The organism is Desulfosporosinus sp. BICA1-9, from assembly GCF_000802135.1.
Genome location: NZ_JUEE01000073.1, coordinates 34,684 through 50,295, shown reverse-complemented (window position 1 = coordinate 50,295; position 15,612 = coordinate 34,684). Strand labels below are relative to the sequence as shown.

The window sequence follows — 15,612 nt, the reverse complement described above, 5'->3', positions numbered from 1 at the left end:
TAATTAGTCATTTTCTCTCTTCGTGGGTAATTAAGAGAGGAGAAACAGCTAACAAAAAAAATAAGTGTGAAAAATTATGCAGCTCCGCTGCGCAATTTTCTGCACTTATAACATAAAAAGTATTTGATTTCATATGGTACAAGAAAGGCGCGCAGCATTTCCACTGCGCGCGTCTTTTCTGTACTTCATTTCCGCTGTCCGTGTCAAAATGGGCAAGCGTTTCCGATTCACGCTAATCCATATTCCTGGATCTTATAAAGTAAACCGCGCCGGGAAATTTGTAATAGCCTGGCTGCATGAACCCGGTTTTCATGGGTTAGTCTGAGTGCTTCTGCGATATGCCTTTTTTCTGTTTCTGCTAATGCCTCTCGCAGGGGAGTAAATGTTGTACATTCTGTCGCAGGCAAAGTGGCGGGCTTTCCGACGTCTTCCTTGCTGATCTCTAAGGGAAGATGCTCCGGTAAAATGATTTTAGAATTACTCATGATCAGAGCATGTTCAATCGCATTTTCCAGTTCGCGCACATTGCCTGGCCAGGAATAACGGCTTAGAACCGTATAAACTTCCGGAATAAAAACGACACCTTGTCTTCCAATCTCGATAGCATAACGGGAAAGCAGATAATCTGCTAGGAGGGCTATATCGTCGTCCCTCTCGCGTAAGGGGGGAAGATGGATAGAGACTACATTCAGGCGATAGTATAAATCTGAACGAAAGCGTTTTTCTTCAACTTCTTTAGGCAAATCACGGTTCGTGGCGGCAATGATGCGAACATCTGTTTTGAAGGTTTTGATTCCACCTACCCGTTCAAATTCCCGTTCCTGTAAAACTCTTAGGAGTTTGACCTCGAGGGCAGGGCCAAGTTCAGCTACCTCATCGAGAAAAAGTGTGCCTCCTTCAGCCAATTCAAACTTACCAGGGCGCTGGGTTATGGCGCCGGTAAAAGCCCCTCTTTCATGACCAAACAATTCGCTTTCCAGCAGACCTTCCGGAATCGCCCCGCAGTTGACCTGGATAAAGGGTTTTTGCCAGCGATCGCTGTTATAATGTATTGTTCGCGCCACCATCCCTTTACCCGTACCACTTTCTCCGGTAAGTAAAACAGTGGCCTTCGAGGCAGCAACCCTACCGATGCTTTTATAAACATCTTGGATCTTGGGGCTTCTGCCGATTAGCTGACCCGGTCCGGCCGTTACCCGGCTCAATGTACGCACCTGTTCGGTTAAGTATTCGAGATCTTGGGTTAGTTTTCTTATATGGATGGCCCGTTCAATTAAAATCTTAACTTCATTAATATTAAACGGTTTCGTTAAATAGTCAAACGCGCCCCGTTTCATAGCTTCGACGGTAATTTCGGCACTGCCAAAGGCTGTCATTAAAATTACCGGCAAATCAGGAGATAATCGATGTATTTCGCGGAAAGCGTTAAGTCCATCCATTTTAGGCATGCGCACATCCAGAATAACTACATCATATTCTACTTCCTGTACTTGTTTGACTGCCGCCAATCCATCATCAACCGTATCTACAACATAGCCGGCTTTAGTAAGCGCTGTCCACAGGACAAGGCGCAGGCTTTCTTCATCATCCCCGACTAGAATTCTTGATTGCCCGGACATTCTGTTACCTCCCCCTACTTATGTACTTAGGTAATAGGGTGTTCGTCCTCATTTCCATAGGGAAGAAACACATAGAAGGTGCTTCCTTCACCTACTTTACTCTCAACCCAAATATGTCCATGATGGATTTCTATGATCTTGGAACTTACCGCCAATCCTAGACCCGTTCCTCGATCCTTGGTTGTGAAAAAAGGATCGAAAATCCGGGGTAGGTTTTCCGACAAGATACCGGTTCCGTTATCTTCGATGTTTATTTTCACACCCTCCGCAGCGGAAACAGAAGATACGATAATTTTCCCAGTTTGATTTGGCAAGGACTGAACAGCGTTCAATAGCAAGTTAACCAACACCTGTTTGATATGTTCACTATCCACATAAACCCAACTCACTGAGGGGTCAAGTTCTTGCTGTAATAATACTGAGTTTCTTTTCATAATCGGCGCTAGTAACGTAAGGGTTTCCTGTAAAAGTTCATTAGGGTTTACCATGGTCACATTGTTTTTTGAGGGCTTAGCAAAGTACAAAAGGTCCTCCACGATGGAATTAAGGCGATTTATCTCTTTGATAATCACATCTCCGAAAACCCGGGAAGAATTATCGGGGGGTAATTCATCTAAAACTATTTGAACGCTCCCTGAGATAGCTGCAAGTGGATTTCGGATTTCATGAGCTACACCGGCTGCCAATTCCCCGACTGCGGCTAAATGGGAAATTTTACTGACCCTTTCTTCAAGTTTCTTGCGCTCTGTCAGATCTTTAAATACGACCACTGCCCCCAGAATATCCGTTCCATTCTTCAATGGGGACGTGCTTACACTAATGAGGACGGCAGCCCCATCGGGACGCGAGAGTTCTACTTGGTAGCCGATAAAAATTTTGCCTTTATTTAAAGTTTCAAGCAATGGGTCACTAAATGAAATGTTATACCCAAAAAAATTTATTAATTTCTCGCCTAGGGAATCCTTGGATAATCCGGTGATAGTAAAGGCAGCATCATTAAGGGCAGTAATTCTGCCTTCAACATCTACGGTAATAATACCGTCAGCCATGCTTTGCATGATGATTTCGGTATGGGAACGGGTATTCATTATACTTTGAGCCATTTTGTTAATAGCCAGGGTAATTTCGCCAAATTCGGCTGAAGTTTCCGGCAAGCGATAGGTTAAGTCATCACGGAGTCTCCTAAGACCAGTGATAATACGTTGAACGGAATTGGAGATCTGGTTAGCGAGAGGTAAAGCGATACCTAACCCTACTGTTAAAGCAATACCTAAAGCTAGATACATTACAGTTGTCATGGTCATTATTTGTTTCCAGATACTCTCTGTCAGTTCATTAGCCCAAGTGTAACCAATGACTTGCCTGTTACGGATCAAGGGAACCATTGCATTAAGAATATTTCCCCGTACCATCGCCCCAGTAACAGCCAAAGGGGTACCCCTAGCCATTACTTCCCGGCCCCTATGTTCTGGCCCTATACTCTGTCCGATTGTATAGCTGTATTCGGAACTCGGACCGTAGGTTATAATTGCATCGAGTTCTAAAGAGTAGTAGCCAGCACCTACCCCAGGATTGGCCAGAACAATTTCGTCCGTTACTTTAGCCAGCCGGGTATTAAGCAAATGAATTTTTTCCTCACGGGTGAAAATCTGTTCCTCCGGTTTAAGGAGGACATCGAAATCCTGAGACAGAGAATTGTCCAGCGCCTGGGCAATACCAAAGAGCTTAGACTCCTTTTCGAGCATTAATGCCTTTTCAGCCTGGTTAATGAGAACATAACTACTCCCTATAAGAGGAAGTGTTACTGCTAGAGCCAGAATAATCATCAATTTTATCCGCAAGTTCAGATTAATAATCATAATACCTCGTTATTAGAGAATGTTTTTAATTATTAATATTCTTTATTAAGGTCGTAATTCCTCCTTTGACCAGGCAGCCATTACCCACTCAGTGGGAACTTAGTTCTGCCGAGAGCACGATTTGCACTACAGTTTTCAGGACATAAAAAAGACTTTTACTACTTTTAGCGAAATCCTTAAGTGCATAGCTAAAATAAACCTTCGTTAAATCTTAGAGCATGGTGCCCAAAAAGACTTAGCTGACAAAGGAAAGGAACAAAACTTTTGCAGAAGATGTTACTGAAATAGCGTTTGATCAAATTCCAACAGTTGATAGGGATACAGCGCAAAGACTAGGGGATAGAAAAATGGGTGAGATTGTTGAATTGGTCTCACAATTTAGCGTAGCTTCGGATTACACGCAGATTAACTACCAAGGAAAACCGGTTAGAGTATCTCCTTTGGAATATGCGGGATTCTTCAAATGGTTCAATAATAAGCAAGCCGGAATTCCCAATAATATTATGGTCGATATGATTAATGGAGAAGTAACTCTAGAAAAACCAAAACAGAATATCATGTATTCTGAAAGCGAACGATTTGGACGTAATCTAAAAAGGTTCTTAAGATTTAATTATAGGACCGATATTTTCGGAGACTTTAGCTATGAATTAGATGAAGAAGGAACACCTTATTGGATTGTAGCTGTGCATGAAAAGAAAATCGGTCTTTTCGGTGGGACGGAAAACCAACGTATTTCATGGCTTTAAAAGATAAAGCAGGGCTTATTAAGATGTATGCTTTAGTCGATGCAGGGGATTATCAAAAAGTGATCACAGATATTACAGTACAAGAAACAGTTGAAAAGTTTACGAATAAAAGTGTTGTAAGAACAGAAAAAGAGGCACAAGAATCCAAAGAAGTATTTGAAGTAAGGGCTAAGATTACAGATATCTAAAATGTCGTTATCGAAGGGAATACCTATTACTATATCCTCTTAGAAGGACAGGCGGATGTCTTTACTGCGAATATCTCCATATCAGAAAGATTACCCTTCCTGAAAATCGGTGAAACGATCAGCGTTAAATTTGTTGAAGACAAAGAAACCGTAAATAGTATCGTGAATTTGCTTTAGAACTCATCCTTGACAGCTCATAAAAATGGCAAGGGTTTGTGGGTGCGATTTTGCACCACAAAGTTGAAACAAGGGGACAGGTTCAGTGTTTTGGATTTGGAAGCCAAAACAACTAACCTGTTCCCTTGTTTTCTTTTCCTTCCCCCTTGTTTTCCCTTGAGCCATTAGTCAATTACGTTTGTTTTGTAGTATATTATTTATCAACGATAATTAAGAACTATATGGGAGGGTACTTTATGGATAACCAAAAAACATTAGAGAATTTAATGGAAGCTTTTGCTGGAGAATCTCAGGCTAATCGAAAATATATTGCTTACTCTAAAAAAGCTGAAGCAGAACGATGCAGTTAATGGAGAGAATCATGAATACCAAAGCATGTATCCAGAATTTTTAAAAGTGGCACAAGAAGAAGGAAATCAAGCTGCAGTGCGAACGTTTACATATGCTCTAAAGGCCGAAGAGGTTCATGCAAGACTATATAAAGAAGCACTAGATAATCTGGAGCAGGAGGAAGAAGTATTCTACTATCTTTGTCCTATTTGCGGAAACATTGAGAAGGTAGTGCCCGAAAGATGTTTTATTTGCGGTACTTTGGGAACCAAATTCATTAAGTATTAGAAATTGGCTTCAATGGATGAACTGCCACATGATTGCTTTATACAAGTTAAGATGTAATCCCTAGTCTCAAATCCTCACCTTTAACTGGGTGGGGATTCTTTTATTTACTTAGGTGAAAACGAACTATAAGGACAAGCGGCTAAATTGGTGTTCCAATATGGATAGCTGCTACGTATTTGAATACTTCTTACGAAGACAGGATAATAAGGCACTTTAAGCGTTAACTAACAAAGGTTGTTCCATCGCAGAACAACCTTTGTTAGTTTAGGTTTAGACAAAGACCGGGGCCTACAATAGTTTAACAATTCAGAATATTGGCATAAACATTGCATGTATAAGAGTAGAAGGAACTAGTCATAAAGAAATGGAGGTGAAAGTAGCTAAAGACGTTACGTTTGAAATCCTAAAGTTTAGCCAAAATAAATGTTGAGGAGATGAAACAATGGCAAAGATGCATCCCTAAGTAGGAGAAAGGAGAGATTAGTATGACAACAGCATTATTAGTTTTGATAGGTGTTATGTGGTTGCCTGTTGCATTACTCTTTTTGGGTTATGGTGAGCCAAAAGGAACTGGTGCGGCTACTAGTTTTGTAGGAATTATAGTTGTCATTGGAGCTATAATTCAGTCATCGTACTTTAAAGATCCATTGACAGGCGGATTGCTTCTTGCTCACGCGGTATTTTATTTATCTGTTTCTTATGCGCTTTTGACGGGTTTAGAAGACATGAGATCTATAGGTAATGTTGCCTTAACTGTCGCAATAATTTCTAGCATTTATGCAATAATATTTTTTAGTGGATCAAGTCTAGTAGCAAAAAGTAACTATTTAGGTTTAGCGTGCGTAGGTTATGTGGTTCTGACGTTAGAAGTCTGGTTAAATGCCTATGGTAAATTTCCTGCCAAAGGTCTGGCTTGGTCTTTAATTGCTTGGACAGTGGTTGGACTTTGGATTCCTGCTTATAATTTAATGGTTTTTGGAAAGCTTCCATTTTAAATTTTGTTAAAAATAATTATGAAAAGCGACGTAAGAAGTGTTCCATTATGAATAATTGTTCCATAATGGAACACTTATTACAAAGACTGGATAATAAGGAAATTTAAGAGCGCGTTAGGAAAGGGTGTTCCATTGTGGAACACCCTTGTTTTTTAGGGTTAGTCAAAGATCAGGGCCAGCAGTAGTTTAAAAATTCTGAATATTGGCATAAACATTGCATGTATTAAGAGTAGACGGGACGAGTCATAAACCCAATGGAGGTGAAAGTAACTAAAGACGTTACGTTAAATTTGAATCCAAAAATTTAGTCAAAATAAATGTTGAGGAGATGAAACAATGCAAGGTATGACAAAATGGCTTATGGCAGTGCAGCCGAAATGATCTTCGGTTCAGCCAAAAATCCAATAACCTATGGCCGGGGTTTTTCGGTTGGCTCAGGTAACATTGAGTGTTGAAAAAGTCATGTGGTGGTTCCGGCCCTAATACCTTGACCTGGCTACTTCAAATAAAAGCTAACCCGGTAACGGGGTTGATTTTTGCCTATATATTTAGCCACAGAAAAAACAGTTTACACTAAAGGTCCTTTAGATTAATTTGCTTTTTAAATTATTAAATGAAGGAGTTGTTGCGGGGTCATTGAGATAGGGTTCTTTTCGCATATATTGTTGCACACTCAAAATGACTTTGAAAGCGGATGTGTTCAGTGAAGTCGTTAAGAGCCTTATGATCATGAAAAAGGTTTCTCTTCAAAATAGTAAAGAATTATCGATTACTATTATTTACCATAGTTTCTGAAAATTTGCCTAATTTCTAACAAAAGTATTTTTTATATGATAAAATATACTTATCATCTCTAATTTTCTTAGGCAGTGGAGTTGAATCTTAAGTAAGTGCGGTGTGCTAACATGAGACATAAAGCAGAGAGAATAAAATCAGCCTGGTCAAAATTCGTTGAAAATTCTGAAATTGAACCTTATATTATTAGAGAAGCCGTTGCGAATTCTTGGCAGCGCTGTTGGGACCGACGGCTTAATCCTTATGCACAAATTGATCAGTTACTTAATCAGCAAGAGATATCGGCTAAACCACAGCAAGAACTGATTTCACTCACTACGCCTTTTGTGAATAATTTGTATAATTTCGTTAAAGGTTCGGGCTTTTTGGTTATTTTAGCTGACAACCGCGGAGTGTTACTAGAGGTCTTGGGTGATCCGGTAGTGAAGCAAAAGGTAAAACACCTGGGATTTGCAAAAGGAGTAGATTGGAGTGAAATCTCAATAGGTACTAACGCAATTAGTTTGGCTCTCATTGAAAAGAAACCTTTACAAGTTTTCGCAACTGAGCACTATTGCCGAGTCTTTCATGATTTGACCGGAGCGGCAGCACCTGTTTTAGGACCAAATAAAGAATTACTGGGAGTGCTTGTATTATTCGGCATTTACCTGGATTACCATCCCCATAGTCTAGGTATAGTAGTAGCAGCAGCTCGAGCTATTGAAAATCAAATATTATATAATACTGAAGTTAGCAAGCTAGCTTTTGCTTATAGTCATGTCAAAACAATTATGGAAACTATGTCTGAGGGCTTAATTTATATTAACGGAGAAGGTATAATTGTTAACTTGAATCCCGTTGGAGGTAAAATCCTTGGTCTCAACCCCGAAAATTGCCTCGGTCGTCCAGCTGAGGAAATTTTCGGTAAAGATTTTATTCTTTTGGATGTATTAAAGACTGGTCGGACCATCGCCGAACGAGAGGTTGCTTGGGAAAACGGTCGTGTGCACCGAAGGTTTACATTAAACTGCAAACCCTTTATCGTTACTGACGGTTCAGTTAATGGTGTTATAGCTACGCTTCGTGAAATTAATACGGTTCACAGATTGGCTAATAGCATAGCTGGAGCTCAAGCAAGCTTAACATTTGATGATATCATAGGTTCAGATGACAAACTACTTGTAACAATTAATAGAGCTCAAAAAGTAGCTCGCAGCGGGAGTACTGTCTTACTTGAAGGAGAAAGCGGAACAGGTAAAGAGCTTTTTGCTCAAGCTATACATAATTATAGTGCCCGCAAAAATAGTCCATTTGTAGTTGTTAACTGCGCCGCGATACCCAGAGGACTGGTCGAAAGCGAGCTTTTTGGTTATGAAGATGGGGCGTTTACTGGCGCACGTCGAGGTGGGCGTCCGGGTAAGTTTGAGTTGGCTAGTGGTGGAACCATTTTCCTGGATGAAATTGGTGACATGCCTCTTGAAATTCAGGCTAGCTTATTAAGGGTTTTGCAAGAAAGACAAATCAGCAGAATTGGAAGTGAACGAGCTATCCCTGTCAATACTAGAGTCATTGCAGCTACCCATAGAAACCTAGCCCAAGAGGTAGAAAAAGGAAACTTTAGGTTGGATCTCTTTTATCGACTAAACGTAATTTCCCTAACAATACCAAGTTTACGGCAACGCAGCTGTGATATCAGTATTTTGGCAAAGTATTTAATGCAAAAAATAGGTAAAAAACTCGAGCTAGATGGTACGGAAATTTCTCGAGAATTTTACGAGGCGTTACAAAGCTATTCTTGGCCTGGTAATGTAAGGGAACTTGAAAATGTGATCGAACAGTCCCTTTTTCTTGCTGATGGTGGTCTCTTGCTGCCCCAGCATCTACCAGCCCGAATAACCGGACAACAAGTAACAACTCTTCATCCTGCTAATGGGCTGCTTTTACGTCAATACGAAGCCGACATGATTCGCAAAACCTTAACCATGTGCAATGATAATGTTAGCCAAGCTTCTAAGATCTTGGGTATTGGGCGTAACACTTTGTACCGTAAATTACGCCAGAATGCCAGCATTAATTGAATCGAATTTATCTTCGCACTAATGCACCTCGGTAAAAAACAGTATGGAAATTCTATTAGTTCAAAAGACATTGGGGTTGATGATTAATAGACAGGGGGCGTGCATGTGAAACCTAATCAAGAGTTTTCAAATATATTTGTTCGTTATGACTTAAATGCTTTACATAAGGATTCAAGATCAAAGGAAAGTAAAACTAAGTTACCACGTAGCAGCTTACAAGCAGTTATGTACACGGTAATAGCTGGTGAAAACGAAACTATTTCAGAAGTTGTCAAAGAAGCGCTAAAGCAGCACACGCCACTTGAAGTGATTAGGGAGGGATTGATCAGGGGTATGGAAGAGGTTGGCCATCTCTGGGGAGAACGGATTTACTATCTTCCCCAAACCTTAGCCGCTTCTGATACCATGCAAATTGGTATAGAAATTTGCGAAGCGATGATGGGTCATTCTTATAAGAAAAAGGCGGTGGTTGTTACCCATACAGCAGATGGAGATTTGCATGATTTAGGTCAGAAAATTGTTAATGCCTTGCTTCGGGCCAATGGCTTCGAAGTAATAGATCTTGGCAAAGATGTACCAGTTGAAGAGGTTTTGGTAGCTGTGGAAAAATATCATCCGGTCATGTTAACGGGAACGGCTGGATTAACTTTAACCATGAGCGCGTTTGAACGAATTTCGCAGGAGTTAAGCCATCGGGGTTTAGAATTGCCTTTTGTCTGTGGTGGTGGTGGTGGAGTCACAGCAGACTTTGTAACGAGTTTTCAATTCGGGATTTACGGAGCGGATGCAGCCCAGGCCCCACAAATGGCAGAAGACGCTCTTGCGGGTAAGAGTTGGTTGGAGTTAAGGAGAAAGTATAATGGGTAATTTAGCCCATAGGCCGTGAAGCGGTTATGGAGCAGGGATGAAAAAGCCTTCGATATTATTCCAATTCGTATTAGCTCCTATAAAAAATAATCAGAATATTCATACTATAGTGGTGCATAAGTACCACTTGAATATTTGGCAAGCTAAAGACGCAGTGGAGTCGGCAAGACAGACGATTGCTTCACTAACCTATTCAGAAAACGAAAGGAAGTGAATACACCTGGTTTATGGTTAGTGGGTAGGAAAGAACTACTAGGGATTGCTTAGCGATGAACTTAGAATTAACCACTGCACAAGTACCCTCAGTTGAAAGGCTTGTGCGGAGTTGTTTTTAGGGGCGACTAACCGTCGCACGTCTGTTGTACTTAGTTGGTGAACTCAATTAAGGCGTTATGGGCGTTTAATACGAGAGTATTGACTTTAGTAGCAGAATCCTGTGATGCTACCACTTTGTTTAGTCGGCGAAGTGAAAATGCTGGATGTATAGGTTTGTCCAGTATTTAGAAACCAGGAAATAACTGTTGACGAAGGTTAAGGTCTTCGCAGGTGCCTGTGGTTTCACAAGTGTAATACAAGTTCAGTCTGGGGGACAAACCACCGTTAAGGTTAGGATTATTTCTGCCTGTACGATGTTGAGGAGTATGAACAAGGATATCGCTGAACTGGACTGGAAAAAGGGCATATTTGATAAGATTACTGAATCGGTAATTTACCGATCGGCAGGGGAACATATAAAACATACTGATTGCCCTGTCCCATGTGCTATCATCAAGGCTATCCAAGTGGAGATTGGCGCCGCAGTTCCCAAAGACGTTAAAATCCGAATCCAGAAGTTTGATAATAAACTAGTTTAAAAACTTATTGAACTGGCCTATTCTATCCGTTTAGCCTTAAGAGGGAAGGTGTCTGTTCATGAGCTACGGAAGTAAAATCAGGGAATTCCGTAAGGAGCGAGGTTTAACGCTAACTGAACTTGCAAAAAAGGCTAGCATATCTCCTTCGTTTTTGAGCAGTATCGAACGTGGTGTAAAAAAGGCATCCATTAACGTTCTAAATAGGTTAAGCGTGGCTGTTAACGTACCAGTTTCCTACTTGGTAGAGGAAAATTTGCCTAGATCCCAAGACGAGGGCAACCGTATTCACCAGATACGTATCGCCCGCGGCCTGACTATCGAAGAATTGGCAGAAATCAGCGATTTGCCAATTAATGCCATAACTGAATGCGAGGAAGGCAACAGGAGATTGAGCTTATCAGATATAGAAAAGCTCTGCGACGCTCTTAATGTTAATATTAGTTACTTACTTAGTAAAGGAAAAAAAGTATATAAGCTTAGTGATCGTCTTCGCTCTATTCGCGAAGCTCAGGGATTGACAGTTACCGCCTTAGCAGATAAAGCCGGAGTTTCACCAGGCTTGATAAGTCAAATTGAAAACGACCTTACGACACCTTCCTTTGAAACTCTGGAAGCAATAGCAGGAGCTATAGGGATTGCTCTTTCATACATATGGATAGAGAAGGAAGATCTGGAGGAACTTCTTTCCTCTTTGAGTCCCGGTGTTCTGGACTTGCTCAGTGATTCTACCGTTCAGGCAGTGCTGCGAATCATCAGCGATTTTGACAGCGGTGAGGTAAAATATCTCTTTAACTACATAGAGTTTTTCAAGCGCCACCGTAACCTATTACGATGATATCCCGGTGGGTAATATATTCTAGTCTATGGCGTGTGAAACGGCCATAGCTATATCGTATGGGAAAGGAGAATTTCCTTGACTCAAAAACCGAAAGAAAATGAAATCCTTGCCTGTCTACATCAAGCTGTAATCAGTTTTGATATTCAGGAAGTAGAGAAAACTTGTCATTATGCAATAGAAGGGCAGTACGACGTCTCTCGCTGTATTTTCGAAGGGCTAGTGGCAGGGATGGAAGAAGTAGGTCGTCTTTACGAGGAAGGGGAATACTTCGTGCCGGAAATGCTTCTGTGTGCAGACACCTTGTACGCAGGCTTGGAATTGTTGCGACCTCATCTAAAGGTGCAACAACTGGAAGTCCTACATAAAGAGAAGGGACAAGTTATTATTGGTGTAGTGTCTGGAGACATTCACGACATTGGTAAAAATATTGTACGTATGATGTTTGACATTTCGGGCTTTACTGTCTGGGATTTGGGCCGAGATGTCCCGTTAGAACATTTCATCGAGGAACAAGAAAAGCGTAATGCGGATATCATTTGTCTTTCATCCATGATGTCTACGACGGCATTCGAAATTAAACATGCAATCCGCAAACTGAAAGAACGCTTTCCCAATATTAAGATTTTGGTCGGAGGTGCTCCTCTTAATGAGACATTAGCATCTCGATGGGGAGCGGACAGTTTTGGCAGGGATGCATCTCATGCAGTTCAAGAGGCTATTAATATAATTCGTTGCTTAAATCAAAAAAAGTAAGGGTAACTTCGCCACTGAAACAAGGAGTCTTCTTAATGCAGTTACCGGGCTGAATTAAGAAGAATAAATCTCCAACGAAAAGAGGGAAAGGGAGAATCCTGATATTACAGAGGAATTTAAAATTCTGTGTTTAGAGGGGAGTTCTGACTATGATTACGGTCTATACTGGTGATGGCAAAGGTAAAACTACCTCTGCGCTAGGAGAGGCTTTATTATCTTTAGCACCTGATAAGAAGATCCTGATGATTCAATTCCTTAAAGGTAGCACCTATAGTGGCGAACTAACAGGTCTATATCGTTTGGGAATTCCACTAATCCAATTTGGAGTTGGGTGCCGTTGGGCTGGTATGATACGTAGTGGTTTGAAACACTGTATGAATTGTGGCGAATGTTTTCAGGTCAACCGAGACCCAGAAGTTGCTATTGAACTGGTTCAAGAAGCCTTGAACTATATCTCTCAAGTCCTTCAAGAAAAGAAATATCAGGTTATTATTCTGGACGAGATAAGCCACGCTCTTAATCATGGTTTTTTAGATTTGCAAATACTTCTTGGATTAATTAAAAATAGTTATCCTCATTGGATTTTAACCGGACGTCGAATGCCACAGGAAATTCACGAGTGTGCCGATTCTTGGTGGGAGTTAAAAACACATAAACATCCCTATCAACAAGGGGTACCAAGCCGTAGAGGGATTGAATATTAATAGAAGGGCATCTGGCGAGTGAAGGGCATCAGGGTGAAATCATCGAAAAATTCTTGGGATATGAGATTTCAGAGTGAGTACGGGTGTTCCAATATGGATAATTGCTACATATTAGAACACTTCTTACGAAGATGGGATAATAAGGCACTTTCGGCGTTAACTTACAAAGGTTGTTCCATTGCGGAACAACCCTTGTTTTTTAGGATTAGACGAAGCTAGGAGTTACCAATGGTTTAATAATTCAGAATATTGGCATAAACATTGCATGTATAAAGAGTCGAAGGGACCGAGTCATAAACCAAATGGAGGTGAAGCAGCTAAAGACGTTACGTTACGTTTGAATCCTAAAGTTTAGTCGAAATTAAATGTTGAGGAGATGAAACAATGGCAAGGTATGACAAAATGGCTTATGGCAGTGCAGCCGAAATGATTTTCGGTTCAGCCAAAAATCCAATAACCTATGGCCGGGGTTTTTCGGTTGGCGCAGGTTATGTTTATCCCGAGTTAGTACCCCATCCACGTCCAGGTAGTGAAAAGTCACAAAAGTCACTGGTTAAGGAATATGAGAAAATGGTGATCGATGTTCTTGACCGTTGTGTCGCCATAGGAATTCCCGGTATCCAAATTGAGCTTGAACATGTGTATCAGATGACTAGGAACCCGACGTGGGGAGGGGAAATTGCCGCCCAAACAAAGCGGCTAATGGAGGATTATCACCGTAAATATGGCCTAAAAAGCGCCATTCGGGCGACTATTGCTGATTATCGCAAGCCTGATGAAGAAAAAATATGGGATAGCGAGGCTTTGAGGGTAATGTTACAAAGCTTCGAAGCTAGTGCAGCTGGTGGAGCTGATAATTTGTCCTTAGAAAGTGTGGGTGGCAAAGAAGTTACCGATTACACAATCGTTCGTCAAGATATTCGTGGTGTTTTGTTTGGCATTGGGGTCTTAGGCAGCTTGGATATGGAACATGTATGGTCAAAAATTGTAGGGATTGCAAAAAAACATGGGGCAACTCCTGGTGGAGATACAAACTGTGCGCAGGCTAATGTGGCTATGTTCATGGCTGGTGGATATCAAGATCGATCCGTACCGCATACGTTTGCTGCGTTGACCCGGTCAATTGCCGCAGCACGCTCACTAGTTGCTTACGAGCAGGGTGCAAAAGGACCGAGCAAAGACTGTGGTTATGAGGATCCCATTATTAAGGCCATTAGTGGTGTGCCAATTGCTATGGAAGGAAAAGCTTCTGCCTGCGCGCATAGTGACTTAGTGGGTAACTTAGCAGCAGCCTGCTGTGACCTGTGGAGTAACGAGGCGGTTGAATACCACGATATGTTCGGCGGGACAACAGTCGCTGTCTTTACTGAAATCCTTGGCTATGATGTAGCCATGATGAACTCGGCGATTGATTTGGGCAAGGCCAAAGATTTACAAGATATCTTGGTCGCCTCCGATAAATACCGTGGTATGCACGGGTTTATTCTGGCTCCTGATAACGCTTATAAAATTGGTCAGGCTATCGTCGCTAATTCGCAATCCTATTATGCACGTGCAAGGGCTGCAGCTATTAAAGCTGGTGAATTAATGCAGCAAGACAGCAAGCTGATCATGTCTTCCTTCGAGCGGGAAGCGCTTGATTCCTCAATGCGGACATTAGAAAGTTTGCCAGATAAAGAGGCTGATTTCATTTCCGAGTGTGTGGAACTATACAAAAAGCAAGTTAAGGGTTTCGAACCCAAGAATTACGGCCTATAAGGTTCGAGATAAGGAGGGAAGAATAAGATGACATTAGCAAGCTATGCCAACATATTAACACGTTATGATTTGATCGGAGCCAGTGAGGTCAAGGAAATTAAGGTAACTTCAAAAGATACAGTGATACAGGAAATAATGCAGTGTGTTATTGAAGGGGATACCGATGCGATTGGTGGTTTAGTAGAAAAGGCTTTGATTAATATGGATCCTTTGAAGGTAATTGATGAAGGCTTGATCAAAGGAATGGGAGAGGTTAGCCGTCTGTGGGCCGATGGGACGTACTATCTGCCTCAGGTCATTATAGCTTCTGATGCAATGTTGGAGGGAATTGACCTTTGCGAAGCCAAACTAGGCAAAAAAATGGAGAAAAAGGGTGTCGTTGTAACCCATACAGCCGAGGGAGATATCCATGATTTGGGGCAAAAGATCGTCAATGCTCTCTTTAGAGCCAATGGTTATGAGGTTATAGACCTTGGCAAGGATGTGCCGGTGGATGACGTAGTGGCGGCGGTCAAGAAATATAAGCCGTTGATGGTAACCGGGACAGCCCTAATGACCACCACAATGACTGCTTTTGAGAAAATATCGAACCAATTGACTCATGCGGGTATCGATATACCGTTTGTTTGCGGCGGTGGCGCGGTATCTAACGAGTACGTTACTGCTTACAAGTTAGGGGTCTATGGCAAAGATGCTCAGCAAGCTCCTAAAATGATATCTGATGTATCAAATGGCTTTAGTTGGCAGGAACTGAGAGAGAAATATAACTAAGAGTATGGTA

General features: G+C 41.4%; 14 protein-coding genes and 1 pseudogene. 13 read left to right on the top strand and 2 right to left on the bottom strand.

The genetic code is table 11. The features are described 5' to 3' along the window. Positions 1–227: 227 nt before the first annotated feature. Both JL57_RS09475 and atoS read right to left on the bottom strand, forming a co-directional pair. Complete coding sequence (locus JL57_RS09475) at positions 228–1,619, bottom strand: sigma-54 dependent transcriptional regulator (protein WP_034141807.1); 1,392 nt, start codon at positions 1,617–1,619, stop codon at positions 228–230. 26 nt (positions 1,620–1,645) lie between these two features. After that, positions 1,646–3,478, bottom strand: coding sequence for a two-component system sensor histidine kinase AtoS (gene atoS / locus JL57_RS09470; protein WP_034141806.1), 1,833 nt, complete (start codon positions 3,476–3,478; stop codon positions 1,646–1,648). A gap of 347 nt (positions 3,479–3,825) precedes the next feature. On the opposite strand from atoS, the gene JL57_RS33990 reads away from it, so the two are divergent. The 13 genes and pseudogenes from JL57_RS33990 to JL57_RS09415 all read left to right on the top strand — a co-directional run bounded on the left by JL57_RS33990 (position 3,826) and on the right by JL57_RS09415 (position 15,602). After that, a complete protein-coding gene (locus tag JL57_RS33990; RefSeq protein WP_291299897.1) occupies positions 3,826–4,227 on the top strand; it encodes a hypothetical protein in 402 nt (133 codons plus the stop codon). Beyond that, a complete protein-coding gene (locus JL57_RS33985) occupies positions 4,218–4,415 on the top strand; it encodes a hypothetical protein (RefSeq protein WP_291299896.1) in 198 nt (65 codons plus the stop codon). Before JL57_RS33990 ends, JL57_RS33985 begins: the two co-directional genes overlap by 10 nt. A gap of 413 nt (positions 4,416–4,828) precedes the next feature. Next, positions 4,829–5,210: pseudogene (locus JL57_RS09460) on the top strand (ferritin family protein). 485 nt (positions 5,211–5,695) lie between these two features. Then, positions 5,696–6,205: an AmiS/UreI family transporter gene (locus JL57_RS09455; protein WP_034141805.1), complete on the top strand. Its 510-nt coding sequence runs from the start codon at positions 5,696–5,698 to the stop codon at positions 6,203–6,205. A gap of 353 nt (positions 6,206–6,558) precedes the next feature. Then, positions 6,559–6,660 carry a methyltransferase MtaB domain-containing protein gene (locus JL57_RS36335; RefSeq protein ID WP_366557005.1) on the top strand — a complete coding sequence of 34 codons (102 nt, stop codon included), beginning with the start codon at positions 6,559–6,561 and terminating at the stop codon, positions 6,658–6,660. 450 nt (positions 6,661–7,110) lie between these two features. Further along, a complete protein-coding gene (locus tag JL57_RS09450) occupies positions 7,111–9,057 on the top strand; it encodes a sigma-54-dependent Fis family transcriptional regulator (protein WP_034141804.1) in 1,947 nt (648 codons plus the stop codon). Positions 9,058–9,162: 105 nt separating this feature from the next. Then, a complete protein-coding gene (locus JL57_RS09445) occupies positions 9,163–9,924 on the top strand; it encodes a B12-binding domain-containing protein (protein ID WP_034141803.1) in 762 nt (253 codons plus the stop codon). A gap of 521 nt (positions 9,925–10,445) precedes the next feature. Continuing rightward, the gene (locus JL57_RS09440) at positions 10,446–10,778 is read left to right on the top strand and encodes a DUF6951 family protein (RefSeq protein ID WP_034141802.1); all 333 of its coding nucleotides are present in this window, start codon (positions 10,446–10,448) and stop codon (positions 10,776–10,778) included. Positions 10,779–10,836: 58 nt separating this feature from the next. After that, on the top strand, positions 10,837–11,613 hold the full coding sequence (locus JL57_RS09435) for a helix-turn-helix domain-containing protein (protein WP_034141801.1): 777 nt from the start codon (positions 10,837–10,839) through the stop codon (positions 11,611–11,613). 78 nt (positions 11,614–11,691) lie between these two features. Continuing rightward, positions 11,692–12,369, top strand: a complete 678-nt coding sequence (locus JL57_RS09430; RefSeq protein ID WP_034141800.1) for a corrinoid protein — start codon at positions 11,692–11,694, stop codon at positions 12,367–12,369. Between the two features lie 149 nt (positions 12,370–12,518). Continuing rightward, entirely contained in the window at positions 12,519–13,073 is a 555-nt protein-coding gene (locus tag JL57_RS09425; protein WP_034141799.1) for a cob(I)yrinic acid a,c-diamide adenosyltransferase, read from the top strand. A 384-nt stretch (positions 13,074–13,457) separates the two neighbouring features. Continuing rightward, the gene (locus tag JL57_RS09420) at positions 13,458–14,831 is read left to right on the top strand and encodes a methyltransferase MtaB domain-containing protein (protein WP_034141798.1); all 1,374 of its coding nucleotides are present in this window, start codon (positions 13,458–13,460) and stop codon (positions 14,829–14,831) included. A gap of 27 nt (positions 14,832–14,858) precedes the next feature. Continuing rightward, a complete protein-coding gene (locus JL57_RS09415; protein WP_034141797.1) occupies positions 14,859–15,602 on the top strand; it encodes a B12-binding domain-containing protein in 744 nt (247 codons plus the stop codon). Positions 15,603–15,612 lie beyond the last annotated feature (10 nt).